The 23534-nt window shown below is 39.1% G+C and carries 28 protein-coding genes, 4 tRNA genes and 1 riboswitch; of the genes, 17 read left to right on the forward strand and 15 right to left on the reverse strand.

All coding sequences use genetic code 11. The annotated features are described in order from the left end of the window. The first annotated feature begins 4 nt into the window (after positions 1–4). From ispE to NGC85_RS12670, 10 genes are all read left to right on the forward strand, one after another. Positions 5–838: a 4-(cytidine 5'-diphospho)-2-C-methyl-D-erythritol kinase gene (gene ispE / locus NGC85_RS12625; RefSeq protein ID WP_005057517.1), complete on the forward strand. Its 834-nt coding sequence runs from the start codon at positions 5–7 to the stop codon at positions 836–838. Continuing rightward, a tRNA-Gln gene (locus tag NGC85_RS12630) sits at positions 837–911 on the forward strand. Before ispE ends, NGC85_RS12630 begins: the two co-directional genes overlap by 2 nt. 29 nt (positions 912–940) lie before the next feature. Further along, positions 941–1015, forward strand: a tRNA-Gln gene (locus NGC85_RS12635). An 18-nt stretch (positions 1016–1033) separates the two neighbouring features. Further along, a tRNA-Gln gene (locus NGC85_RS12640) sits at positions 1034–1108 on the forward strand. Between the two features lie 85 nt (positions 1109–1193). Beyond that, a tRNA-Gln gene (locus tag NGC85_RS12645) sits at positions 1194–1268 on the forward strand. A 100-nt stretch (positions 1269–1368) separates the two neighbouring features. Continuing rightward, positions 1369–2322, forward strand: coding sequence for a ribose-phosphate pyrophosphokinase (locus NGC85_RS12650; protein ID WP_005056564.1), 954 nt, complete (start codon positions 1369–1371; stop codon positions 2320–2322). Between the two features lie 97 nt (positions 2323–2419). Further along, complete coding sequence (rplY, locus tag NGC85_RS12655; RefSeq protein ID WP_005056566.1) at positions 2420–2716, forward strand: 50S ribosomal protein L25; 297 nt, start codon at positions 2420–2422, stop codon at positions 2714–2716. Positions 2717–2735: 19 nt separating this feature from the next. Continuing rightward, positions 2736–3317 carry an aminoacyl-tRNA hydrolase gene (gene pth, locus NGC85_RS12660; RefSeq protein WP_005056567.1) on the forward strand — a complete coding sequence of 194 codons (582 nt, stop codon included), beginning with the start codon at positions 2736–2738 and terminating at the stop codon, positions 3315–3317. 144 nt (positions 3318–3461) lie between these two features. Next, positions 3462–3842: an aspartate 1-decarboxylase gene (panD, locus tag NGC85_RS12665; protein ID WP_004655255.1), complete on the forward strand. Its 381-nt coding sequence runs from the start codon at positions 3462–3464 to the stop codon at positions 3840–3842. Positions 3843–4016: 174 nt separating this feature from the next. Next, complete coding sequence (locus NGC85_RS12670; RefSeq protein WP_254731616.1) at positions 4017–5807, forward strand: patatin-like phospholipase family protein; 1791 nt, start codon at positions 4017–4019, stop codon at positions 5805–5807. Between the two features lie 10 nt (positions 5808–5817). Here the strand turns inward: NGC85_RS12670 and NGC85_RS12675 are convergent, their stop codons facing one another. Further along, positions 5818–6999, reverse strand: a complete 1182-nt coding sequence (locus NGC85_RS12675) for a hypothetical protein (protein ID WP_254731618.1) — start codon at positions 6997–6999, stop codon at positions 5818–5820. Next, positions 6996–7229: a hypothetical protein gene (locus tag NGC85_RS12680; protein WP_254731620.1), complete on the reverse strand. Its 234-nt coding sequence runs from the start codon at positions 7227–7229 to the stop codon at positions 6996–6998. The genes NGC85_RS12675 and NGC85_RS12680 overlap by 4 nt, the downstream gene beginning before the upstream one ends. Before the next feature lie 181 nt (positions 7230–7410). Continuing rightward, positions 7411–7567: riboswitch (FMN riboswitch) on the forward strand. 94 nt (positions 7568–7661) lie between these two features. On the opposite strand from NGC85_RS12680, the gene ribB reads away from it, so the two are divergent. Continuing rightward, a complete protein-coding gene (gene ribB / locus NGC85_RS12685) occupies positions 7662–8321 on the forward strand; it encodes a 3,4-dihydroxy-2-butanone-4-phosphate synthase (protein ID WP_254731622.1) in 660 nt (219 codons plus the stop codon). A gap of 48 nt (positions 8322–8369) precedes the next feature. Here the strand turns inward: ribB and NGC85_RS12690 are convergent, their stop codons facing one another. Beyond that, the gene (locus tag NGC85_RS12690) at positions 8370–9044 is read right to left on the reverse strand and encodes an HAD-IA family hydrolase (protein ID WP_005056576.1); all 675 of its coding nucleotides are present in this window, start codon (positions 9042–9044) and stop codon (positions 8370–8372) included. A gap of 93 nt (positions 9045–9137) precedes the next feature. Here NGC85_RS12690 and NGC85_RS12695 point away from each other — a divergent pair, with 93 nt between their 5' ends. After that, on the forward strand, positions 9138–9905 hold the full coding sequence (locus NGC85_RS12695) for a hydroxymethylpyrimidine/phosphomethylpyrimidine kinase (protein ID WP_254731624.1): 768 nt from the start codon (positions 9138–9140) through the stop codon (positions 9903–9905). An 82-nt stretch (positions 9906–9987) separates the two neighbouring features. On the opposite strand, the gene lysM is transcribed toward NGC85_RS12695, so the two are convergent. From lysM to NGC85_RS12735, 8 genes are all read right to left on the reverse strand, one after another. Beyond that, on the reverse strand, positions 9988–10461 hold the full coding sequence (gene lysM, locus NGC85_RS12700; RefSeq protein WP_005056579.1) for a peptidoglycan-binding protein LysM: 474 nt from the start codon (positions 10459–10461) through the stop codon (positions 9988–9990). A gap of 198 nt (positions 10462–10659) precedes the next feature. Then, positions 10660–10902 carry an acyl carrier protein gene (gene acpP, locus NGC85_RS12705; RefSeq protein ID WP_005056580.1) on the reverse strand — a complete coding sequence of 81 codons (243 nt, stop codon included), beginning with the start codon at positions 10900–10902 and terminating at the stop codon, positions 10660–10662. 195 nt (positions 10903–11097) lie between these two features. After that, on the reverse strand, positions 11098–11343 hold the full coding sequence (gene acpP / locus NGC85_RS12710; protein ID WP_302885551.1) for an acyl carrier protein: 246 nt from the start codon (positions 11341–11343) through the stop codon (positions 11098–11100). A gap of 182 nt (positions 11344–11525) precedes the next feature. Further along, positions 11526–11762 carry an acyl carrier protein gene (gene acpP, locus NGC85_RS12715; protein WP_004655272.1) on the reverse strand — a complete coding sequence of 79 codons (237 nt, stop codon included), beginning with the start codon at positions 11760–11762 and terminating at the stop codon, positions 11526–11528. Positions 11763–11848: 86 nt separating this feature from the next. Next, the gene (gene fabG / locus NGC85_RS12720; protein ID WP_254731628.1) at positions 11849–12583 is read right to left on the reverse strand and encodes a 3-oxoacyl-ACP reductase FabG; all 735 of its coding nucleotides are present in this window, start codon (positions 12581–12583) and stop codon (positions 11849–11851) included. Beyond that, positions 12580–13566, reverse strand: a complete 987-nt coding sequence (gene fabD / locus NGC85_RS12725; protein ID WP_254731630.1) for an ACP S-malonyltransferase — start codon at positions 13564–13566, stop codon at positions 12580–12582. Before fabD ends, fabG begins: the two co-directional genes overlap by 4 nt. Before the next feature lie 197 nt (positions 13567–13763). After that, entirely contained in the window at positions 13764–13949 is a 186-nt protein-coding gene (gene rpmF / locus NGC85_RS12730; RefSeq protein ID WP_004638135.1) for a 50S ribosomal protein L32, read from the reverse strand. A 74-nt stretch (positions 13950–14023) separates the two neighbouring features. Then, positions 14024–14584: a DUF177 domain-containing protein gene (locus NGC85_RS12735; protein ID WP_005056588.1), complete on the reverse strand. Its 561-nt coding sequence runs from the start codon at positions 14582–14584 to the stop codon at positions 14024–14026. Positions 14585–14680: 96 nt separating this feature from the next. Here NGC85_RS12735 and NGC85_RS12740 point away from each other — a divergent pair, with 96 nt between their 5' ends. After that, a complete protein-coding gene (locus NGC85_RS12740; protein WP_254731632.1) occupies positions 14681–15343 on the forward strand; it encodes an elongation factor P hydroxylase in 663 nt (220 codons plus the stop codon). An 89-nt stretch (positions 15344–15432) separates the two neighbouring features. Then, complete coding sequence (locus tag NGC85_RS12745) at positions 15433–16050, forward strand: L-threonylcarbamoyladenylate synthase (protein ID WP_005056594.1); 618 nt, start codon at positions 15433–15435, stop codon at positions 16048–16050. 270 nt (positions 16051–16320) lie between these two features. On the opposite strand, the gene NGC85_RS12750 is transcribed toward NGC85_RS12745, so the two are convergent. After that, the gene (locus tag NGC85_RS12750) at positions 16321–17037 is read right to left on the reverse strand and encodes a GNAT family N-acetyltransferase (protein ID WP_254731634.1); all 717 of its coding nucleotides are present in this window, start codon (positions 17035–17037) and stop codon (positions 16321–16323) included. Between the two features lie 244 nt (positions 17038–17281). On the opposite strand from NGC85_RS12750, the gene NGC85_RS12755 reads away from it, so the two are divergent. The 3 genes from NGC85_RS12755 to rluB are packed head-to-tail and all read left to right on the forward strand — an operon-like array spanning position 17282 to position 19637. Next, complete coding sequence (locus NGC85_RS12755; protein WP_005056597.1) at positions 17282–18076, forward strand: ScpA family protein; 795 nt, start codon at positions 17282–17284, stop codon at positions 18074–18076. Next, positions 18073–18672, forward strand: a complete 600-nt coding sequence (gene scpB, locus NGC85_RS12760; RefSeq protein ID WP_005056598.1) for an SMC-Scp complex subunit ScpB — start codon at positions 18073–18075, stop codon at positions 18670–18672. Before NGC85_RS12755 ends, scpB begins: the two co-directional genes overlap by 4 nt. A gap of 41 nt (positions 18673–18713) precedes the next feature. Next, a complete protein-coding gene (gene rluB / locus NGC85_RS12765; protein ID WP_254731636.1) occupies positions 18714–19637 on the forward strand; it encodes a 23S rRNA pseudouridine(2605) synthase RluB in 924 nt (307 codons plus the stop codon). Between the two features lie 57 nt (positions 19638–19694). Here the strand turns inward: rluB and NGC85_RS12770 are convergent, their stop codons facing one another. The 3 genes from NGC85_RS12770 to NGC85_RS12780 are packed head-to-tail and all read right to left on the reverse strand — an operon-like array spanning position 19695 to position 23526. Next, positions 19695–21425: an ABC transporter ATP-binding protein gene (locus NGC85_RS12770; protein ID WP_254731638.1), complete on the reverse strand. Its 1731-nt coding sequence runs from the start codon at positions 21423–21425 to the stop codon at positions 19695–19697. Positions 21426–21437: 12 nt separating this feature from the next. Then, positions 21438–22580, reverse strand: coding sequence for an ABC transporter permease (locus tag NGC85_RS12775; RefSeq protein ID WP_254731639.1), 1143 nt, complete (start codon positions 22578–22580; stop codon positions 21438–21440). Between the two features lie 7 nt (positions 22581–22587). Further along, positions 22588–23526: an ABC transporter permease gene (locus NGC85_RS12780; protein WP_254731641.1), complete on the reverse strand. Its 939-nt coding sequence runs from the start codon at positions 23524–23526 to the stop codon at positions 22588–22590. Positions 23527–23534 lie beyond the last annotated feature (8 nt).

Below are 23534 nucleotides of genomic sequence, written 5' to 3' on the forward strand. Positions count from 1 at the left end.
ATTTATGATTAAAGTGCCATCCCCTGCCAAATTGAATTTATTTCTTCATATCACAGGTCGACGTGAAAATGGTTATCATGAATTACAAACTATTTTTCAACTGATTGATCTATATGATTGGATGAGTTTTGAACAGACTACAGATCATGTTATTCACATCGAAGGATTAACAGAAGTCAAACTCGAACAAAATTTAATCTACAGAGCCGCCCAATTATTACGTCCACATGCGCAAAAATTATGTGGATTGAATATTCGTATTGAAAAAAATATTCCTATGGGTGCGGGACTGGGGGGGGGCTCCTCGAATGCCGCAACCACGCTTATTGTACTCAATCAACTGTGGCAATGCGGATTAAATGAACAGCAATTGGCAGCATATGGTGTGCAACTCGGCGCCGATGTTCCGATCTTTATTTTTGGTCGGAATGCATGGGCTGAAGGTATAGGTGAACATTTATCATTCATAGACTTAGCTCAAAAACAATTCATTATTTTGAAACCTGACTGTTTTATCAGCACTCAACAGCTTTTTTCACAAAAAACATTGACAAGAGACTCTAAGATCACTAAATTTTGCGCCTATCAGTTAGAACCTTCTAGCTTTGGAAATAACTTTGAACCTTTGGCTCGACAGTTATACCCTGAAGTTGAGGAAGCAATGCAATATTTAGATCAGTTTGGTCTAGCAAAGCTTACAGGTACAGGTGCTTGTGTTTTTATTGAAGTAACCAGTGAAATGGATATAAAGAAAATTTTGCAAAACGCGCCTTGTAAATCTTACTTGGTAAACAGTCTAGCAGAATCTCCTTTAAGAAGTTTTTCAGTTACATGTTAGGGGCGTCGCCAAGTGGTAAGGCACCGGGTTTTGATCTCGGCATCCGTTGGTTCGAATCCAGCCGCCCCTGCCAATTTTCATCTGTAGATATATGTAATATTTAGGGGCGTCGCCAAGTGGTAAGGCACCGGGTTTTGATCTCGGCATCCGTTGGTTCGAATCCAGCCGCCCCTGCCATTACATATTATCAATTTTAGGGGCGTCGCCAAGTGGTAAGGCACCGGGTTTTGATCTCGGCATCCGTTGGTTCGAATCCAGCCGCCCCTGCCATATCTTTAGACAGAATGGTTTTATATTGATATCTGTTCAAATATATTGACAATATCATATAAAAATATTAAAGTTCTGCCGCATTAGGGGCGTCGCCAAGTGGTAAGGCACCGGGTTTTGATCTCGGCATCCGTTGGTTCGAATCCAGCCGCCCCTGCCATATAATAGATTGTTTCTAAATTACCCGTTGGAAAAATTTAACATTTTTCCCTTGCGCTCGGTCGAAGCAATGCTTCGCTTAACCCTCGCTCAGGTGCTTCATGCCCAATCTTGTCGTTTTCAGTGGAAGTGCTCATCCACAGTTCGCCCAAAAAGTCGTAAGCCATTTACATATCCCACTCGGTGCTGCTTCTGTAAGCAAATTCTCTGATGGGGAAATTTCAGTTGAAATTACTGAAAATGTTCGTGGTAAAGACGTTTTTATCGTTCAATCTACTTGCGCGCCAACCAATGATAACCTGATGGAAATCTTGGTTATGGCTGATGCTTTACGTCGCGCAAGTGCTGGTCGTATCACAGCTGTCATTCCGTATTTCGGTTATGCACGTCAAGATCGTCGTCCACGTTCTGCTCGTGTACCAATTACAGCAAAAGTTGTAGCGGATATGCTTACAACTGTTGGTATTGACCGTGTGGTAATGATCGACTTGCACGCAGACCAAATTCAAGGTTTCTTCGATATTCCAGTTGACAACATCTATGGTACGCCAGCGCTATTGGCTGACCTACGTCAACAACAACATGACAACCTTATGGTGGTTTCACCTGACGTTGGTGGTGTTGTTCGTGCACGTGCTGTTGCAAAACAATTGGGTGATATTGATTTAGCTATCATCGATAAACGTCGTCAAAAAGCAAATGAATCACAAGTGATGCATTTGATTGGTGATGTTAAAGATCGTGACTGTGTCATCGTTGATGACATGGTAGATACAGCAGGTACGCTTTGCAAAGCCGCTGATGCACTAAAACAATTTGGTGCTCGCCGTGTAATTGCTTATGCAACTCACCCTGTTTTATCTGGCAAAGCGCTTGATAATCTTCGTAATTCTGTTATTGATGAATTGGTTGTAACTGACACAATTCCTCTTTCTGATGAAGCATTGAACTTAGGTAAAATTCGCCAAGTTTCTGTTGCTAGCATGGTTGCTGAAACAATTCGTCGTATTAACAACGAAGAATCTATTAGCGCGATGTTCGATAGTTATCTATAATAGCCCAGCTTTTTTCTTAAACCCTAGCTTAGCTAGGGTTTTTCTATCACTAAACTGGTCGCAAGTTTAGTTTCTTAATCTCAATGAGGATATGCCCATGGCAAACTTCGTATTAACAGCTCAAGCACGTGAAGCAGCACTACAAGGGAAAGGTGCGAGCCGCCGCCTTCGTCACGCTTCACAAATTCCAGCAATCATCTATGGTGGTAGCGCTGAGCCTGTAACAATCACTTTAGAACTTCGTGAAATCGTTAAAGCATTAGAAAACAATGCTTTCTTTGAAGAAGTAATCGAAATCAAAATCGGTGATAAAGTTGAAAGCGTTAAAATCCAAGCGTTACAACGTCACCCAGCTAAAAACACACCTATGCACGCTGACTTTAAACGCGCGTAAGTGTTAAAGGCGTGAATTAGTGTCAAATATTTCGCTAATTGTTGGTTTGGGTAATCCTGGAAAGGAATATGCCCAAACCCGCCATAATGCAGGCTTTTGGTTTGTTGAACAGCTTGCAGATCGTTATGGTATTTCATTAAAAGCAGAACCTAAATTTCATGGGTTTAGCGGTCGTGGTCAAATTGAAGGTCATGACGTACGCTTGCTATTACCAACAACATTTATGAACCGTTCTGGTCAAAGTGTTGTACCTTTTGCCAAATTTTATCAAGTTGCACCAGAAGCAATTTTAATTGCTCATGATGAACTCGATATGGACCCAGGCATCATCCGATTAAAAACAGGTGGTGGACACGGTGGACATAATGGTCTACGTGATATCGTCCCACATATCGGACCAAACTTTCACCGCTTACGTATTGGAATTGGGCATCCCGGCTCCAAAGAACGTGTTTCTGGTCATGTGCTCGGCAAAGCTCCTAGCAGTGAACAAAATTTAATGGATTCAGCAATTGATCATGCCCTATCAAAAGTGAAAATGCTTGTTGATGGACAAGTATCACAGGCCATGAATCAAATTAATGCTTATAAACCCGCTTAAATTTAAACTGAATTGTTGATCAATCACGCTTGCCATATTGCGTTTTTAAGCGCAAAATGCGCATCAAACCGCCTATCGCCGCGGGAAACGTGACAAGTCAACCATAAGATATTCATCTTAGGTCTTACTCAGGAGACGCTAGCCATGCTATCTCGTTTATTAAAATGTAAAATTCACCGTGCAGTTGTCACTCATGCAGAACTTCATTATGAAGGTTCTTGTGCAATTGATGGTGTTTTGATGGATTTAGCAGGGATTCGTGAATACGAAGAAATCCACGTATGGAACGTAACCAACGGCAAACGCTTCACAACTTATGCAATTCGTGGTGAAGATGATTCAGGCATTATTTCAGTCAATGGTGGCGCAGCGCACCAAGCTGATGTTGGTGATTTAGTAATCATTGCAACATTTGGTGACTTTACTGAAGTTGAAGCAAATCTTCACAAACCACGTTTAGTTTATGCAAATCCAGACAATACAGTAAATCACACAGCAAACTGTATTCCTGTACAAATCGCATAAAGCAAAGAGATTAAAAAAAACCAGTCAATATGAACTGGTTTTTTTATTGCTTCTTATTTCTAGAAAATAGCATACAAAAAAACTGAACAATCTGCTTTTATTTTACTTAATCGTACTTGTACGTCAGCACTATAGTTTATTTAATAAATAGAAAATAAAGACAATTAAATAGATATGGATATTATTAAAACGCTGAGTAAAGTTACTGTTTTTTCTGACTTAGACGAAAACAATCTAAGGTCTTTAGCTCAAAATTGTGCAATCAAATATTTACCAGTTGGACAGCAACTTTATAGCATCAATGATCCTGCTGATTACGTTTACGTTATTATTTACGGAAGAATTAAACTCACCACCACCTCTAATTTAATCACCTATTTAAGTCGCTATGAAATCTTGGGTGAGATGGGAGTTATCTCAAAACAACCGCATCACGGTGAAGCTATAGCAATAAGAGATACTGCTTTATTGGAAATTCCCCAACACACATTTATTAATTTTCTTTATCAACAACCTCAAACCTTATTTGCATTATCTCAATTAATTATTGCTCGATCACAACCTGACTTACAGCACACACATCCCATGAGTCAAAGTCGAACCTTAGCGATTGTTCCTGTTTCAGCCCAAATTCCCTCGATACAACTCGCAGAAAAACTAACAGAACACTTACTGCGTTGGCCCCATGTACGCTTAGTCACAGCTGCACATGTGGATGCATTATTTGGTATTGGATTTAGCCAAACTGCTCTTGATTATTCTTCAAATGATTTACAACTCAGACAATGGTTGGCTAGTCTTGAGGAAAAACACTGTTATGTACTTTATGCAGCACATCGACATGATGATGAATGGTCAAAACGTTGCTTACATCAAGCAGATCGTATTTTGATACTTGCTGAAGCAAATCAAACACCTCTTCCAAGCCCATTAGTTGAGCACTTAAATAAACATAATTGGCAAAGTCAGATTGAGTTAGTGTTATTACGTTCTGAAGGTGATCCATCTCCTTATACATTGGTGTTGAAACAACTTTATCATGCGCGAGCACATTACTTTATTCATCCTTGGGCACAAGCTGATATCTGTGCAATTGCCCGACAAATTTCTAGTAAAGGTGTTGGCTTGGTTCTTGGTGGCGGTGGTGCACGCGGCTTCGCACACATAGGCTTAATTCGTGCACTGGAACAATTGCATATTCCAATTGATATTGTTGGTGGAACCAGTATGGGCGCTTTTGTTGCAGCTCTAGTGGCATGTGGTTTTGATAGTGTCGAAATGACACATATTGCTTATGAAACCTTTGTAGCACGTAATTATTTAAATGATTACACCATGCCTAGGGTGTCCTTAATCAGAGGACAACGCTTTCATTCTCGTTTACAAGCAATTTTTGGTCATCGGAGAATAGAAGAGTTAAAACGAACTTATTATTGTATTTCAACTAATCTTTCCACAGGACAGGCTGTAATACATGATCAAGGACAATTAGCCACTTGGGTTGGAACCAGTATGAGTGTGCCTGGTGTGGCACCACCAGTAGCTTGGCATGAAAATTTACTGTGCGATGGTGGTGTCATCAATAATTTACCTACAGATGTGATGCAGAACTTAGAGCGAGGTACCATTATCGCCAGTAATGTCAGTTTACATGATGATATACGAGTTCCTGGGATTGGTTTAGACGAACCGGATCAAAGTGCTCTACTGAACTGGAATAAATTGATTAAAGACAAACTGCTACATGCGCCACGCCTTGCCGAAATTCTCATGCGTACTGCGACACTTGCCAGCGATACCATGATTCAAACCGCTGCCATTGAACGAGCAAATTTACATATTCGAATGCCAATTAATGGTATTGGGATGTTTGATTGGCACCGATTAGATGAGTTAGTAGATCGTGGCTATGAACATGCACTTGCCACTCTACTTCCGATTAGAGATACACTTCCCAACGCTTAATTTAAAAAAATCATGAAGTTATAGGCGTATTAATTTGATAACGATTCAGTAAATCATCTAAATATTGATAAGTTTCTTGATCGAGTTGCTGCATATAGATATTGAGGATTTCTTTACATTGCTGTTTTTTTTCTAATGGCATACGCCTTACAATATCAAAGGTTACTTCCCATTGTGAACGTAACAACGATGCATAAGCGATATGATGTAATACCTCCTCATTAATTTGAGCAATTGCAGTTGCTACAGCTTCTCTAGCGTCATCCTGCATATAATTCACCACCACCAACATATCCGTCCATAAATCACAACGATCAGCGGCCTCCACAATACTCTGAATAATTTCAACCTGTCTTAAAGCAGGTAAATTTGCGACATAACATTGCGCTTGAGCAGAAAGACAAGCCACAACTGGCAACATATCTTCCCAAAGTTGGTCTTCTTGCGCTGCATGAATAATCGCATTAATCACTAACTCGCCCTGCTGCACCGCTAAGTCACCGAGTTCATGTTTTAATTCATATCCAATATGACTCATTAAAGCCAATAATTTAGGCCACACTAAACGTTGAGTAGGATCACTAATAATCAATAATGCCTTTCTAATCCGATCTTTGGGTAATACATGTACTAAATGATCAATTCGTTCTCTTGATTCAATATAAAATGCGATTTCAAGTAAATCACTTTCTTTCTCGATAATCTGAGCAACGTCCTGTACCACTTCATCAGATAACATCCCCACAAATCTTCCCATAGTGACAAAATTTCGTTGTTTTAAAAGCACCTGTGCAATATCTATAATTTGATGAGTCGTCAAATATCCTAATAACTCTCTTGCCAACCGAGGATCTAAATACACAGAAATCGCAGCCAAAGTATCTGCGGACAAATGCTTTGCAATACGATAAAGATGTTCTGTTGATAGATGCACAGCAATTTGAGCCACAATAAATGGGTCAAAAAAACGTTTGACCATGATTGCTGTTAACCAATTCGGCAGCCAGTTGACCCAAGCTGCCAAGTTACGAAATCTTGTTTTTTGTTGATTTTGCAGTAACTCAATCATTGCAAAACGAAATTGTCTTAAGCTTTCTGGTGCTAAAGTCAGTAAAAAAGTGAGTTGCTGCTCCTGAACATTCAAAATCCGAGCAATTTTTATAATTTCAGCATGGACAGCAAGTCGAGTCATCGCACGCTCCTATCAGATTTTTTTTGTTTTAAAAGGAATCGCAAAAAGAATGGCATCGGAAATAGGCTTTTATTCATTTTTTGATTTTCCATTTCAACTGTTTTTTGTAATTGTTGATTGAGCCAATTTAAATCTTGCTGAGATAAATGGGAAAAATCCTTGAGACTCATCACTGGTCGATGAAGCTGCTGGGCGAGTTGCTCTAACTCAGCTTGATCTGCTCTTTCCATTTTTATTAAGTGCTCTTTTTTTGTTCTATCTTTTCAGTTTATGCTGAATTTAAATCCATTACCAGTAAAGCGAAATACCGAGTCCAATCAAGTAGCGTTCATATTATTTTTTGATTTTTATAGAACGATACATTCTATAAAAATTATATTTTTCACACAAAATATAGCTATAATCAAAGCACATCGCTTCAGGGCGGGGTGAAATTCCCCACCGGTGGTAAGTTAGACTTTGTCTGAAATGATCTAATCAGCCCACGAGCTTGTGTATAATTTTATATGCTCGCAGATTTGGTGAGATGCCAAAGCCGACGGTATAGTCCGGATGAAAGAAGACGAAACTACCGAAATTACTGTTTGGTTTTTTGGTGCGCGCTTATTTTTACATCAGTCCTGAAATGTTCAACCGTATTCTATTTACGAGAGCGTTTCATTATGTCTAGTTTAATTCAACCCGAACTTTTCTTTTCAACCCTTTCCCCTGCTGAAAATCGTATTCAACAAGCTTTAGAAGATATCCGCCAAGGCAAACCTGTGTTGGTAATGGATGATTTTGATCGTGAAAATGAAGCCGACTTGATTATTGCTGCTGAAACCTTAACGATTGAAGTCATGGCACAAATGATCCGTGATGGATCAGGTATTGTGTGCTTATGCCTCACAGAGGAACTTGCAGATCATTTAGAGCTCCCTCCTATGGTCGTGGATAATTCTAGCCAGTTCAAAACAGCATTTACCGTGACGATCGAAGCCGCGCAAGGTGTTTCAACAGGTGTCTCTGCAAAAGATCGCGTAACGACTGTTTTGGCTGCCACTCAAGATGGTGCAATTGCAAGTGGCTTGAGTCGCCCTGGTCATGTATTTCCATTGCGTGCACGTAATGGTGGCGTGCTCACTCGTCGTGGACATACCGAAGGAACGATTGATTTAGCGCGGTTAGCTGGATTAAAACCATCTGGGGTTCTGTGTGAATTAACCAATCCAGATGGCTCAATGGCATCTGGTATTCAAGTTTTGGCCTATGCTCAAACACATGGTCTGACGGTGATTAGCATTGAAGAATTAGTTCAATACCGCCTAAAACATAATATTTAATTAAAAAATAAAAAAGCCTCGATCATTCGAGGCTTTTTTATCAATATATTATGAAACCTTTCGTTCAGCATTTAATTGATCAACTACTTCAATCAATTGACTAAATTCAGAAATATATGCAACAGGTTGTACCTGAGCTAATTCTTCCGTTGTTCCATAACCATAATTTACAGCAATCGTTTCAATACTGTGAGCACGTGCACCAATCACATCATACTGACGATCTCCCACCATAATACATTGCTGAGCATCTAACTGCTCTTTTTCTAAAATATAGGCAATTAAGTCAGTCTTGTTGGTACGTTCACCCGTTAATTCACTGCCATACATTTCAGTAAAATATTGATCTAATTTGAAATGAGCAAGAATACGTTTTGCATAAATAGTCGGTTTAGCTGTCGCTAAAAATAAGCTATATCCTTGAACTTGTAATTGTTTTAAGGTTTCAGCTACTGTTGGATATACTTCATTTTCAAATAAACCCGTCACCGAAAAACGTTCACGATAGGCTGTCAATGCTTGTTCAGCCAAAACATCATCTTGCGTATTTAGTAGTTTTGCCAATGAAGCTTTCAGCGGAGGTCCGATGGTCCAATCTAAGTTAATATCATCTGCCAAAGGTTGATTTAACTTCTCTAAAGCAAAGCGAATTGAACCATGAATCCCTGTCTTAGGGTCAGTTAAAGTACCGTCTAAATCTATCAGAATATTTTTGATCGTCATTCATCCAATCTCTTAAAGCCTTACACAACATAGTCGAGTGTTTCTCAAAACTTCCCTATACTAACGTAAATGAAAACATAAAAGGAAATTGCAGTGCGTCCGACCGTACTTTGTTTTTCAGGTTTAGATCCATCAGGCGGTGCAGGTCTACAAGCAGATATTGAAGCGATTGGTCAAAGTGGTGCACATGCAGCCATTGCCTGTACCGCTTTAACCATTCAGAACTCACAACAAGTGTTTGGTTTTGAAGCCACTTCAAAGGAATTATTGCTAGCACAAGCCAACGCAGTGGTCGGTGACTTACCGATTAAATGCGTTAAATCTGGCATGTTGGGCACAACGGATAATATTGCAGCATTGGCAATGTTTTTACGTGAACATCTCGATTATCAATACGTACTCGATCCTGTTCTCGTTGCAAATAGCGGTGGTTCACTCGGTGATCAAGCGACTTTGGTGAAAGCATTTGTTGAACTAATTCCTTTGGCGACTGTAATCACACCGAATACAGTTGAATTAAGAGCTTTAACAGGCATTGATAATATTGATCAAGCCACTCAAAAGCTATTTGAGATGGGGGCAAAAGCGGTGTTGGTCAAAGGTGGACATGAAGACACACCTGAATACATCCGAAATGCTCTGTATGCAGATGGTGAAATGATTGCAGAAAGTCGCTGTCCACGTTTAGATGGGCAATATCATGGTTCTGGCTGTTCTTTAGCAAGTTTCATCGCTGGAAGACTTGCACTAGGCGACTCTTTGAAAATTGCTGTTCAACATGCTGAAACATGGTTATTTGGTGTATTAAAACAGGCTGAAACCCCTATACCCAATGGGCAAAAAATTCCAAAACGTTTTTAAAACACATCTTAATAAAAATAAATTTTAAAAGTAGTAAATAACAAAAAGGCGCATTTAGCGCCTTTTTGTTATTCTCAACGAATTATTGTGGAATACGCAACACCTGACCTGGGAAAATGTCATCTGCATTTTTTAACAAAGGTTTATTCGCTTCGAAAATTTTATTGTATTGGTTTGGATCACCGTAATACTCTTTTGAAATTTTCGATAAATTATCGCCTGACTTTACTGTGTAGAATTTACTTTCAGGTTCTGGTACTTCTACCGTCATTTGATCATCCACTTGCGCAACATGATCAACATTCCCTACCGCAAGTACAATCTTTTCTTTATCTGCTTGGCTTTTGACCTGCCCTTTCACCGTTGCGGTATCAGTATTACCATTATAAGTCACAGATAATCCATCGACACCGAGACCTAAACTTTTAATCAAACCTAGTAATTTATTTGCAATCTCTTGAGCAGATGGTTCAGCTGGCGTTGCTGGTGCAGCTTGTGGTTCTGCTGGAGCAGTATTTTTCTTACCAATACCTTTAACAAAATCAAAAAGACCCATCGTTATTTCCTCTATAGTTATTTAATAATGCTTAGTCGTAGTAGACCTACTTAAATAGTTATACAGAAAGATTTGCTCTCTCTGGTTTCAATTTAAATATGTCTTGTAAATCTATGTATATTTTTAAGTTAATTCTTTATAAAGAACTACAAAAAGCTAATTCATCGCGGTTTCAATTAATTCAAATACTATGCAATTTTACGCATCTTCTCGCACAATATTCGCCATATAATCAATTGCAGATTGAACAGTGATAATTTTCTCTGCCTCTTCATATGGGATTTGAATGCTAAACTCTCTTTCTAAAGCCATAATAAGCTCAACAACACCCAATGAATCAGCACCTAAATCATCTGTAAAAGTTGCATGAGGCTTAACCTCTTTTTCATCTACACCAAGTTGCTCAACAATAATTTCCTGAACACGTTTTGCTATATTCATCACGTTTCCTTTCGTTTTTATGATTTAATAAATTATTTTAAATAGCACAGATTTTATACGCCTAAATAAAATATTTTCATATTCAGAGTTTAATTTTTCTTGTAAAAATATGTATAAACTCACAAAGCCAAAAAATTCGGCATATAAAAACTCACATTACAGTGGCTTTTCAATGAGCTAACCGTATGATGCAATTTAGGTATCATCTCCGACGTTCATCTCAATATAAGCAATAGCATCACGCACTGTGAGAATTTTCTCTGCATCGTCATCAGGAATTTCAAAGCCAAACTCTTCTTCAAAAGCCATAATTAATTCAACGAGATCCAAAGAGTCAGCGCCTAAATCATCTACAAACGATGCATTAGCTACCACCTCTCCCTCGTCTACACCGAGTTGTTCAACAATAATTTGCTTAACTCGCATTTCGATACTCATAATATTTCCTTTTATTGTTATGCTTTAATAAATTATTTTAAATAGCATAAATTTTATACACTTAAATAAAATCATTTCATATTCGAAGTTCATTTTTTCTTGTAAAAATATGTATAAATCAACTTAATTAAAATTAAACATATAAAAAAGCCACCTTGCGGTGGCTTTTCAATCATGCAAAATGATTAACCAAGTTTTTTGGTTACATAATCAATTGCAGATTGAACTGTAGTGATTTCATTTGAATCTTCATCAGGAATCGTGATGTCGAAATCATTTTCAAAAGACATTACAAGTTCAACCAAATCTAAAGAGTCAGCACCTAAATCATCCATAAAAGATGCTTCGTTTTTGATCTCTTCAGCACGCATACCTAGTTGTTCAGCTACTGCTTGTTTGATGCGTTGTTCGATATCGCTCACAGGAATTCTCCTCATTGCTTGTGGCGTTTTGATTTGCCACTAGTTTAATTGAATATAAAAATTTTTAAAAGTTTATACATCGCCAGTTAGGCCATGTATAGACCACCATTTACGTGTAAAACTGTACCAGTAATGTAACTAGCTTTATCGCTAGCAAGGAAACTCACTGCATTCGCAATATCTTGAGGCTCACCTAGACGATTTAAAGCTACTTGATCAGTCATTTTTTTGCGAATCTCTTCGCTCAACTGATCAGTCATTTCAGTTGCAATAAAACCAGGTGCAACGCTGTTTACCGTAATCTGACGACTACCCATCTCTTTCGCTAAGCTACGACTGAATGCTTCAATCCCTGCTTTTGCTGCTGAGTAGTTCGCTTGTCCAGGATTGGCAAAATGCGCAACCACTGAACTAATATTAATAATCCGTCCAAAACGTGCTTTAGTCATGCCTTTTAATACACGCTTTGATAAGCGGTAAACGGCTTTAAGATGAATGTTGAGAATATCATCCCAATCATCTTCAGACATGCGCAATAACAAGTTATCTTTGGTAATGCCAGCATTGTTTACTAAGATCAGCACTGAACCGTATTTTTGTTCAATGTCCGAGACAAGTGCATCAATCACCGCGCCATCACGAACATCAAGGACAACACCTGTTCCGTTCTCAGCAAAGCTTTCCGTCAGTTTTTTCGCACCTGATTCAGAGGTCGCTGTACCGACTACAAAAAAACCGTCTTGAATGAGTTGCTGTGCAATTGCTGCGCCAATACCACGGCTTGCTCCTGTCACTAACGCAACTTTTCGTTGTTGTGTCATGCAATTTTTCCTTCTGCCACTAACACTGCGTTTAGGGCATCTTCCATACGTGCTTTGCTATCAATGGCAAATGCTTTTTCTATATTTGGTAATCGTTTCGCAAGATTACTGAGTACAGTGCCTGGCCCACATTCAACCACGTACTGAATACCCTGATCTTGTAGATATTGCATGGTACGTGTCCATTGTACTGATTGGTACAATTGTGCAGTGAGTGCCTGACGTAATTGAGCAACATCCGTCGCGATTTCCGCGTTGACATTTTGTATTACAGGAAGGCATGGTAGCTCAATGGCAGTTTGTTCCAAAGCTTCAGCAAACTTTTCAGCCGCTGGTTTCATCAGTGTGCAATGCGAAGGCACAGAAACTGGTAACGCAATTGCCTTACCTGATTGTTCTTTTGCTTCAGCCATCACTTGTTGCACAAGCGCTGTCGTTCCTGCAATCACAACTTGACCTTGCGCATTATAATTTGCCGCATCGACTGAACCCTGACCTGATGCAGATACTTTTTTACAAAGCTCGATCACTTGATCATCTGATAGCCCAAGTATTGCAGCCATTGCTCCCTCACCTTGAGGAACAGCACTTTGCATCAACTTACCGCGTAAATGAACTAATTTGACCGCATCAGCCAATGTCATTGCTTCTGCTGCAACAAGTGCGCTGTATTCGCCTAAAGAGTGCCCAGCTAAGTATTTAGGTGTAATACCACCTAACGCTAACCAAACTCTCCAAAGTGCAATACTGGCTGTCAACAATACTGGCTGAGTATTTTCAGTTTGATCTAATCCTTCACCACTTTGAGCGATGTGCCAAAGATCAAAACCAATAGCTTCTGATGCTTCAGCAAAGGTCTCTTGAACAACACCAAACTGTTCTGCAAGTTCAGCAAGCATACCTGCTTTTTGAGAGCCTTGACCCGGAAAAACAAATGCTGTTTTTGTTGCTTGAGCAGCCTGCTCAAGTCGTTTAGTCGACATATAAAAATCCTTAAATTAGTCTATCGCCAATTTCATCAACACTCATGATTCTACATGACAATGACAATAGACTCTTTAGCGATGTGGCAATTTAACACTGATTAAATATTTTTATAATTGCGAAAAACAACAAAAAAGGGAGCTTTCGCTCCCATTTTTTCTATACTTTAAGCTAACGCTTAATGCATATGATTCAATTATTCAGCATCAGCTGCTTTAGCGAATAATTGACGACCACGGTAAATACCGTCTTTAGTCACGTGGTGACGACGATGAGTTTCACCAGTAGTTTGGTCTACAGATAATGCATTCTCGGTTAAAGCGTCATGTGAACGGCGCATGTCACGGCGAGAGCGACTTTTACGGTTTTGCTGAACGGCCATGATGGCTCCTTACAAAGATCGAAAAAATGGATCAGAACAAATTCAGTTGTCTTAACTCAACATTATAACACAAATTATGAGTTAAGTTTACCCTTCAAACCTGCCAAAACATCAAACGGATTATCCCGCTTTTCTTCGACAACGTCCTGAATGGTAGGTTGATGCTTATGCTCACAAGCATCATGCTTAGGAGACAATGGCATCAACAGTAACAGTTCATCTTCTAGTAATGCGAGTAAATCAATGGAAGCAGGTGTATCAAAATCACCTTTTTTCGAAGATTCACTTTCACCTAAAACGATGAAATCAGCATCCTCATCCAATCGCTCTATCAGTGACTCATCATCGATCAGCGCTAAATGAAAATCTGAAACCAATTCAATTTCAACAGGTCCCAAACAACGTTGGCATTCCATTGGAACTTTCGTTTCAATATGTCCATCTAACCATACAATACGATGATAGATATCCATTGATAGCTTACAGTCTATGTTGATCAATTGATCATCAATTGAACCAACAGCTTCTCGAGCTATACGAGCAAAGCGAGACAATGGCAGTGTTCCTGACCATGTAAAGCCCTGTTCAGCCCATTTAAATGGCTCGATTTGGCTTGGAAAAGTATTTGCTGACATAATTAAGGCGGCAATTCTACAAATTCATCGGTACTCTGTCAAAGATTAAGATACAATTTTGCACTTCTTTAGACAGAACTCGGGGTAAATTAAGCAATGCACCTGTTGCAGCCGCAACTTGAAGTAACATCTTCATTACTTGTAAGCACCCATTCAACCACTGTTCCTGTGTTAGCGCCAAATCAAGTGCAACGTTCATCTTGGCAAAAGTTAACATCAGAACCAGAACAGGTCGATTGGCTTATTTTACACTTTAATCACTGGTTTTCCCACCATAATGTCACTTTAGTGAAAGGTGATTTTGAACCTGAGTATTTCCCAGCGACATCTGAGCAACCTGCAAAGATCCAATTTGCCCACGGTTTCTTCAATAGTGCTCTACATGAAATTAGTCATTGGAGTATTTCTGGTGAGCAACGTAGGCTATTAGCTGATCTTGGTTATTGGTATGCACCTGATGGTCGAAGTGCGGAACAACAAGCCTTATTTGAGCAAGTTGAAATCAAACCTCAAGCAATTGAGTGGTTATATGCGACTGCGTTTGGTCGAAAATTCCGTGTCTCTTTGGATAATTTAACGGGTGATAGCGGAAATGGAGAGTTATTCAAAAATAATGTTTTTAATCAAGTACAGCGTTATTTTTCAGGTCAAGCTAAATTACCGCATGATGCAGCACGTTTCATTCATTACATTTGTCTATGCACAAGGAATGGAGCAGCATTACAACTAAATGAATTTAAACGCGAATCACTCGATTAATTGACAAAATTAACACATCAAAGACTTGCATCGACTCTAGAACAAGTTTCATACTAAATTCAGCCACATAGATCAGGGAGTTAATAATAATGTTGCATTTACACATTCATCCTGAAAATCCACAGGCTCGTCTTATCACTCAAGCAGTCGAACGTATTCGCGCTGGAGATGTTGTGGTTTACCCAACTGACGCAGCCTATGCAATCGGTTGCCAAATCGGAAATAAAAGTGCGATGGAGCGAATTGCACAAATTCGTGGTTTGGGTCCTAAACATCAATATGCGATTATGTGCTGTGATTTATCAGACATTGCAACTTACGCCAAAGTTGATAATGCGATGTATCGTTTGCTTAAAAATAACACACCTGCTGTAACCACTTTTATTTTGCCAGCAACCAGCGAAGTACCAAAACGCTTGATGCATCCAAAGAAAAAAACCATTGGTCTACGTATTCCAAGTAATCCAGTTGCTCAAGCCTTATTAAAAGAACTAGGTGAACCTCTATTAACCAGTACTTTAATCTTGCCAGATCAAAAAGATCCGTTGGATGATCCTTATGATATTGAAAATCAATTAGGTAAACGCATTGATGTGTTTATTGATAGTGGCTTCGGTACGTTATCCACCACCAGTATCGTGGATTTATCTGGAGAAAATCCTGAAGTCGTGCGTCGTGGTGTTGGTGATGTCAGTGCTTTTGAGTAGTTTTATACAAAATGGAATTAATTCAAGTTTTACTCAACATGAATGTTTTATAAGATGATGAAACCATTTATGTTGTTGAAGCTTGAAATCAGAAACTCAGGTTTTAAAAGTCAACTCAAGGACTTCTCCAGAAAAGTAACGAATTAAATTTTAAATATTTTTTAGAAATCTTTATTGTAAAAGAAATATTAGAAAACTCGATGATCAAAATCTCTATATCTATAGTTAATCTCTAAAATCATCGAGTATGCGATCCAAAATACTTAAAACTTATTTTATAAAATCAGACAATCGCTGCTTCTGAAAACCTTGCACATCAAAATTATCAGGACTGAGCCATTGTTGATAGATTTTTTCTAAATCAGGCCATTCTTCATCAATGATTGAAAACCATGCCGTATTACGGTTATGCCCTTTAGTAATCCGATCCTGGCGAAACAGACCTTCATATTGAAAACCAAAACGTAATGCCGCCGCTTTAGACGGTTCATTAAAATCATCACATTTCCATTCAACTCGTCTAAATCCATGTTTAAAGCATTGTTTCAAGAGTAAAAAAATCGTTTCCGTTGAAGCTTTTGATTTTTTCATTTTATGTGAAAAATAAACATTACCAATTTCAACCGCCTTATGCTCAAGCCTAGGATTAAGTAAAGCAATCCACCCCTGAACTTCACCATTCACCTCAATCAGGAAATGACTAGAACCAGCGAAATTAAATGAACGCTGAAGATCATCTTTTAATGTTTTTTCATCCTTGGGCGCTGAATAAGGCAAATAAGTCCAACAGGCATCCGACGGTTCAGTAGATACATTGTTCCAAATCTGAGCTGATGCTTGATCAGAAATCACCTGATCGATATAAATTAATTTAACATGCTGACCGAGCAAGTTTTCTTGAATAGTTTGACTCGTTCTTTCGAGGTCGATTTCTATACCAACTTTTTGTCCAAGCTGATTTTGTTGAGTTTTTAAATAGTTTTTCATATTGGTTTATTATTTAAACGAATTTGGAATTGGCTGTTAATTTAATCATAATTATTTTCTATGACCTATCTAATCGTACATAAATAAAGAAAATACCCTGAGAACTTTAAGGTTTTTGTAAGTGAGTAATTTATTAAATTTACAATTTCGATTAGAATGGCGTTGCTCTAGGTAGCGTGTGTAATCCCTTGAACACAACAATGATCTTTCATGCTTTTGAAAATTCGCGTGGCTTATAACGGTAATGAATCAAATTCTTTCTTCTTCGTTGGAGTTAACTCCTTCCATTCGCGTGCTTGACGAGTGGCAAGAAGTCATACCTGAAGATTTATATATCCCACCCGCTGCGTTTGAAATTTTACTTGAACAATTTGAAGGTCCTTTAGATTTTCTGATCTACCTTATTCAAAAAAATGGTTTTGATCTTCTTCAGTTAGATATTTCACCGATTGCCACTCAGTATCTTTCCTATATGGATAGCATGAAATCGCTCAATATTGAGCTAACCGCTGACTATATGGTTATGGCAGCACTTCTCGCTGATTTAAAATCTAGATTGCTACTTCCTAAACCTAAAGTTGTCGATCAATTTGAAAAAGATCCAAAACAAGAACTCATTGATCGCTTAGAAACCTATTTACGCATCAAACAAGCGGCTGAAAGACTTGGGCAAATGCCGATTTTTGAACGCGATACATTCAGTGCAAATATCAGTATCGGACATATTGCACCTGTCTATGAAGGGTATGATGCAGATGCGTTACGTGACGCATTATTTTGTGTGTTTAATCGTCCAGAGCCGATTACCCATGTTGTTGCTCAAGAACTTGTTTTACTTGAAGAACGAATTGCATTTATTGAAAGCCAACTCGCGTCTGGTGAAGTCTTGAGTTTTGTCCAATTACTTAATCCGCAACAAGGTCGTATGGGCATGGTTGTCACTTTTATGGCGGTTCTTGAACTCACACGCCAGCAAAAAATTCAAATCATTCATACAGGTATTGATTCCCCTTTGACCATTCAAGGGAATGCAGCATGAGTTTAGAGCAATTGGATAGCAATGAAGGTATGTCTCTTGAAGACATTCACCATGATGTGTTACTGCAAATGGAAGCCATTTTATTCGCCAGTGACTCACCAGTTTCACTTGCAAGGCTGAAAGAAGCCTTTCAAAACCAATATAATAAACAACAGTTACGTCAGTTTCTGCAACAGCTTGCTGTGTTACAACATGGTCGTTCTATTGAGTTGATTGAAACAGCCCAAGGCTTTCGTTTCCAAGTCAGAGCTAAGTATCGAAATATTATTGCGCAAGTTTGGCCTGAACGACCAACGAAACTGTCACCCTCATTACTCGAAACCGTCGCAGTAATTGCATATCATCAGCCTGTTACGCGTGCTGATATTGAACAAATTCGTGGTGTATCCAACAATAGTCAAATTTTAAGAAACTTATTTGACTGGAACTGGATTAAAGAATCTGGTTTTAGAGATTTGCCTGGAAGACCTGCGTTGTTAGTTACAACGCCTCAATTTTTAAATGCATTTGGTTTAGCATCGCTAGGTCAATTGCCTCCCCTACAGAACGCCAAGGAAGCATTCATGACACTCGACGCACATGCGCCGAAGTCTTGAGAAGGTGAACTGTTGATCATTATGTCTAAGGTTGTGCTGTCATGAGTGAGAAATTACAAAAGGTATTAGCGAGAGTGGGGCTTGGCTCACGTCGCTATATGGAGGAAGTCATTGCTGCTGGTCGCGTCAGTATCAATGGAAAAATTGCTGAAGTGGGTGAACGTATTGAGCCTACTGATGAACTACGTATCGATGGTCGTAAAGTTCAGTTTCAAGTTGAAGATGAAATTCGCCGCCGCGTTCTCATTTACTATAAACCAGAAGGTGAAATTTGCTCGCGCAATGATCCTGAGAAACGTCCAACCGTATTTGATCATTTGCCACAAATCGCCAATGATCGTTGGGTAATGGTGGGTCGTCTTGATATTAACAGTACCGGTTTATTGTTATTTACAAATGATGGTGAACTTGCCAACCGTTTGATGCATCCTTCAAACGAAGTTGAACGTGAATATGCCGTTCGTGTTATGGGTGAAGTCACTCCTCAAATTCGTAACAACATGCTCAAAGGTGTTGAACTTGAAGATGGCCCAGCTAAATTTGAGTCATTCTCAGAAATTGGTGGCGAAGGTATTAACCGCTGGTATCAAGTCGTAGTTAAAGAAGGTCGTAACCGTGAGGTTCGTCGTATCTTCGAATCACAAAGCCTAAAAGTAAGTCGTTTATTACGTACACGCTATGGTAGCGTAATTTTACCGCGTGAATTACGTACTGGCCGCTGGATGGAACTAGATAAGACAGATATCGATAACTTAGCGAAATCTGTTGAATTGAAACCACGTCAAGGTACAGGCTTATTTGGTATGGCTAAACGTCGTACTGAAAAAATGGCTGAAAAACCGTTAGCTGCACGTCGTGGTGGCTATTTGCGTCAACAACGCCGTGATGACGAGCAAGAACAACCACAACAACGCCCAAGCGGTAATGGTTATCAACGTAAAACTGTGGGTTTTAAGAAACCTTAAACCCGATAAAATACGTATAAAAAACGCTCTATATAGAGCGTTTTTTATTACTTAAATTTAAATATGCTGCACGCTAGATTGTGGAATTGCATTCAGCAATTTTTTTGTATATTCATGTTGCGGATGCAAATACAACTCATCAGAATTTGCAATTTCAACCACTTCACCATGATTCATCACCATGACCTGATCAGAAATATATTTCACCACAGATAAGTCATGAGAGATAAAGATATAACTCAAACCAAACTCATCTTGTAAATCCTGAAGTAAATTTAACACCTGAGCTTGCACAGAGACATCTAAAGCAGAGACGGATTCATCACAAATCAAAATTTCAGGTTTTAAGGTCAAGCAACGAGCAATGGCAATTCGTTGACGTTGCCCACCTGAAAATTCATGTGGATAACGATCATAAGCTTGAGCGGGTAAACTCACTCGCTCTAACAATTCTAATGCAATTTTTTTTCTTTCAATATCATTTTGACCAATCCCATGAATTCGCATTGGCTCAAGTAAAATCTGTCCAATCGTGAATCGCGGATTAAGCGAGGCATACGGATTTTGGAAAATAATTTGAATTTTACGTTGGTATTTTGCGAACTCTTTTTCGGACATCGATAGAATATCTTGACCATCAATTAAAGCTTGTCCGCCTGTTGCTTCATGTAAACGCATCAGTAATAAACCAATCGTGGTTTTACCTGAACCAGACTCCCCCACTAGCCCTAAGGTTTTACCTTTTGCCAGCTTAAACGAAACACCTTTAACCGCTTGGAATTCATCACGTCCCCATAAACCTTTGCGACTATAAAACGATTTTTTTAGGTCTTTGACCTCCAAAACAATCTGCTCATCTCCAACCAATCCTCGACTCCGTTGTTTGAGATTGAGATCTGATAAATTCGTCTGTTCAATCAATTGACCATTTTCTATTTTCATAAAATCACTGGTCACAGGTAAACGATAAGGTCGAGTCGATAATTGTGGACGGCAATGTAGCAACGCACGGGTATATACATCAGTAGGCTGTTCCAGTACTTGTTCAACTAAACCATTTTCTCGAATTTCTCCATGACGCATCACAATCACTTCATCTGCAATTTCACCCACTAATGCCAAATCATGGGTAATAAACAACATCGACATTTCACGACGTTGACGTAAAGACTCTAACAAATCGATAATTTGTTTTTGGATCGTCACATCTAATGCTGTAGTTGGTTCATCAGCAATCAGGAGCTTTGGTTCACATGCAATTGCCATAGCAATCATCACGCGTTGTTGTTGTCCGCCAGAGAGCTGACTTGGGTAGGCGTCAATTTTTGTTTCTGGTGATGGAATCCCCACTTCTTTTAATAACTCTAAAACTCTTTCTCTGGCTTGTTTTCGCCCCATCCCTAAGTGAATACGTAAAACCTCTGCAATTTGATCGCCAATAGTAAACACAGGGTTCAATGATGACATCGGTTCTTGAAAAATCATGGCAATTTCTTTGCCACAAATATTTCGAATTTCCTTTGATGATAATTCTAGTAAGTCTTTATCCTCAAATAAGATTCGACTTTGTTCTGAAATTTGACTTTGCCCTTTCGGTAATAATCCCATGACTGCCAATGAAGTGACTGATTTCCCACTACCCGACTCACCGACTAAAGCGACTGTTTTATTCTTTGGAATAGTAAATGAAATCGATTTGACCGTTTCAAGCCAATGTTTATTATCATCTTTAAAGCTAACACTCAGATTTTCTACTTTTAATAGCGTTGTTTCATGACTATTTTGCATATCAATTCTCCGCTACTTCAGTTTAGGATCTAATGCATCACGCAATGCATCAGTAAACATTGAAAATGCGGTGACTAATACAGCCATCGCAATAGATGCGGCAGCCAATTGCCACCATTTCCCTAAAATGAGTTCTGTTTGCGCTTCATTCAACATACTTCCCCATGACACCACGCCGACTGGGACACCAAAACCGAGGAAGCTTAAAATCACTTCAGATTTGATAAATGCAACAACAAGAATCGAGATTTGGACTAAAGCAATGTGACTGACATTTGGAAAAATATGCACAAACATACGACGGAAATGACTAACACCAATCGCTTTGGCAGCAAGTACATATTCACGAGACTTATGTTTCATGTATTCCGCACGGATCAGACGAAACACCCCCGTCCAACCCGTTAAACCTAAGATCAATACAATCGATAAAATCCCTTTTTGCTGTAAAACAGCAGCAACAGCGAGTACCAATAACAAATAAGGAATCGAGGTGAAAATATTATAAAACCAGTTCAGAACATCATCGACCCAACCACCAAAGTATCCTGAAATCGCGCCTAGAAAAGTACCGATAACAACTGCCAGCAAAGCAGAAAGTAATCCGACTAATATAGATGTTTCAGCGCCTTTAATGGTTTTCAGTAAAATGTCTTGTCCCCATTTATCCGCGCCGAATGCTAAGGTGGTTTTCAACTGTTGTTCTTGATCTAGTAAATGACCACCAAGTTGCTGATCAATGGCTTTTATATCTTCAGCCAATGGATCTGTTACATCATAATAATCAATCGGTATTCCTGTCACTTGCTCAGTGGCAATTTCAGTATTTAATTTCTGAATAATATCTTTTAAAGGATCAACAGGATTTTCAGGCAAGGTTTGGGCTGTTTCGACTTTTTTATCTGCAAAATCTTGACTCAATTCAGCACCTAAAAATGTAGGTGGCGCATAACTGACAGCAACTTCTTTATTCCAATTGGATGCAATCAAACCTGTGAGAGATAGGATTAAAATCACAAAGTAACATAGCACGATAAACAGAGACATCATGGCGATACGATCTGCTTTTAAACGACGAACTGCTAGCTGCCATAGCCCAGAAGAAGCTGTGTCAGACTGAGTTAGTGCTTTTCTTTTAAATAATACACTCAGCATAATTCACCTACTTCAACTGTACGCGTGGATCAATTAATTTATAAATCAGATCGGCAATCAGGTTAAAAACCATGGTTGCAGCAGCAACATAAACCGTGATTGCTTTGATCACAGGAAAGTCACTACGTTCTACTGCAATAATCACTTCCCGACCAATCCCCGGTATGCCAAAAAAACGCTCAATTAAAAATGCGCCAATTAAAAGTGCTGGTAGACTTGCCATGACATCGGTCACGATTGGAATCGATGCATTTCTTAACACATGTACCCCAAACACTCGGCTTTCAGTTACACCTTTGGCACGTGCTGTACGCACATAGTCCTGATTGACCTCATCTAAAATAAAGCTACGGTACAGTCTAAGTGTTGGAGCAATACTCACAACCAACATAATCAGAATAGGCAGTAGTGCATATTTAAAGAGGTTTTCACTGAAGCTATCACTCCAGCCTTGTACTGGAAACCAACTCAGTTGATAAGCAAAGAAATATTGAAAAACAATGATATAAACCAAGATACTAATCGACATTCCGATGGTGCACAGCATCATCACCATACGATCAGTCAGGCTACCGCGCACAGATGCAACTGCTAAAGCCAAGATAATTGAAATCACCGTTTGCAGCAGTGTAAGAGGAATTAATAATGTTAAGGATGGCCCTAAACGTGTACTGATAATCTGCGAAACAGACTCACCCGTACTCCAACTCATACCATAATCAAAGGTTAAAATTTGCTTAATAAAAATCCACAGCTGCACATAATAAGGCTGATCCACACCTAACTGTTGGCGGATATTTTCAATCTGTTCAGGATTCGACATTTTTCCTGCCAAAATATATGCAGGATCTCCCCCGACCCAGTTGAAGAGGAAAAAGATCAGCAGGACAACACCAAGCATTGTTGGGATCATCTGCCATATGCGACGTATGATATATGCCAGCATAAAGATGC

Origin of the sequence: Acinetobacter sp. Z1 (assembly GCF_024296945.1) — a bacterium.
In the GTDB taxonomy this organism is placed as follows: Bacteria; Pseudomonadota; Gammaproteobacteria; order Pseudomonadales; family Moraxellaceae; genus Acinetobacter; species Acinetobacter beijerinckii.

Excerpts from the sequence above, each read along its gene's own strand:
- ispE (WP_005057517.1), top strand. The coding sequence starts at position 5 with ATGATTAAAGTGCCATCCCCTGCCAAATTGAATTTATTTCTTCATATC.
- NGC85_RS12650 (WP_005056564.1), top strand. The coding sequence starts at position 1,369 with ATGCCCAATCTTGTCGTTTTCAGTGGAAGTGCTCATCCACAGTTCGCC.
- rplY (WP_005056566.1), top strand. The coding sequence starts at position 2,420 with ATGGCAAACTTCGTATTAACAGCTCAAGCACGTGAAGCAGCACTACAA.
- panD (WP_004655255.1), top strand. The coding sequence starts at position 3,462 with ATGCTATCTCGTTTATTAAAATGTAAAATTCACCGTGCAGTTGTCACT.
- NGC85_RS12670 (WP_254731616.1), top strand. The coding sequence starts at position 4,017 with ATGGATATTATTAAAACGCTGAGTAAAGTTACTGTTTTTTCTGACTTA.
- NGC85_RS12675 (WP_254731618.1), bottom strand. The coding sequence starts at position 6,999 with ATGACTCGACTTGCTGTCCATGCTGAAATTATAAAAATTGCTCGGATT.
- NGC85_RS12680 (WP_254731620.1), bottom strand. The coding sequence starts at position 7,229 with ATGGAAAGAGCAGATCAAGCTGAGTTAGAGCAACTCGCCCAGCAGCTT.
- ribB (WP_254731622.1), top strand. The coding sequence starts at position 7,662 with ATGTCTAGTTTAATTCAACCCGAACTTTTCTTTTCAACCCTTTCCCCT.
- NGC85_RS12690 (WP_005056576.1), bottom strand. The coding sequence starts at position 9,044 with ATGACGATCAAAAATATTCTGATAGATTTAGACGGTACTTTAACTGAC.
- lysM (WP_005056579.1), bottom strand. The coding sequence starts at position 10,461 with ATGGGTCTTTTTGATTTTGTTAAAGGTATTGGTAAGAAAAATACTGCT.
- acpP (WP_005056580.1), bottom strand. The coding sequence starts at position 10,902 with ATGAATATAGCAAAACGTGTTCAGGAAATTATTGTTGAGCAACTTGGT.
- fabG (WP_254731628.1), bottom strand. The coding sequence starts at position 12,583 with ATGACACAACAACGAAAAGTTGCGTTAGTGACAGGAGCAAGCCGTGGT.
- fabD (WP_254731630.1), bottom strand. The coding sequence starts at position 13,566 with ATGTCGACTAAACGACTTGAGCAGGCTGCTCAAGCAACAAAAACAGCA.
- rpmF (WP_004638135.1), bottom strand. The coding sequence starts at position 13,949 with ATGGCCGTTCAGCAAAACCGTAAAAGTCGCTCTCGCCGTGACATGCGC.
- NGC85_RS12735 (WP_005056588.1), bottom strand. The coding sequence starts at position 14,584 with ATGTCAGCAAATACTTTTCCAAGCCAAATCGAGCCATTTAAATGGGCT.
- NGC85_RS12740 (WP_254731632.1), top strand. The coding sequence starts at position 14,681 with ATGCACCTGTTGCAGCCGCAACTTGAAGTAACATCTTCATTACTTGTA.
- NGC85_RS12745 (WP_005056594.1), top strand. The coding sequence starts at position 15,433 with ATGTTGCATTTACACATTCATCCTGAAAATCCACAGGCTCGTCTTATC.
- NGC85_RS12750 (WP_254731634.1), bottom strand. The coding sequence starts at position 17,037 with ATGAAAAACTATTTAAAAACTCAACAAAATCAGCTTGGACAAAAAGTT.
- NGC85_RS12755 (WP_005056597.1), top strand. The coding sequence starts at position 17,282 with ATGAATCAAATTCTTTCTTCTTCGTTGGAGTTAACTCCTTCCATTCGC.
- scpB (WP_005056598.1), top strand. The coding sequence starts at position 18,073 with ATGAGTTTAGAGCAATTGGATAGCAATGAAGGTATGTCTCTTGAAGAC.
- rluB (WP_254731636.1), top strand. The coding sequence starts at position 18,714 with ATGAGTGAGAAATTACAAAAGGTATTAGCGAGAGTGGGGCTTGGCTCA.
- NGC85_RS12770 (WP_254731638.1), bottom strand. The coding sequence starts at position 21,425 with ATGCAAAATAGTCATGAAACAACGCTATTAAAAGTAGAAAATCTGAGT.
- NGC85_RS12775 (WP_254731639.1), bottom strand. The coding sequence starts at position 22,580 with ATGCTGAGTGTATTATTTAAAAGAAAAGCACTAACTCAGTCTGACACA.
- NGC85_RS12780 (WP_254731641.1), bottom strand. The coding sequence starts at position 23,526 with ATGCTGGCATATATCATACGTCGCATATGGCAGATGATCCCAACAATG.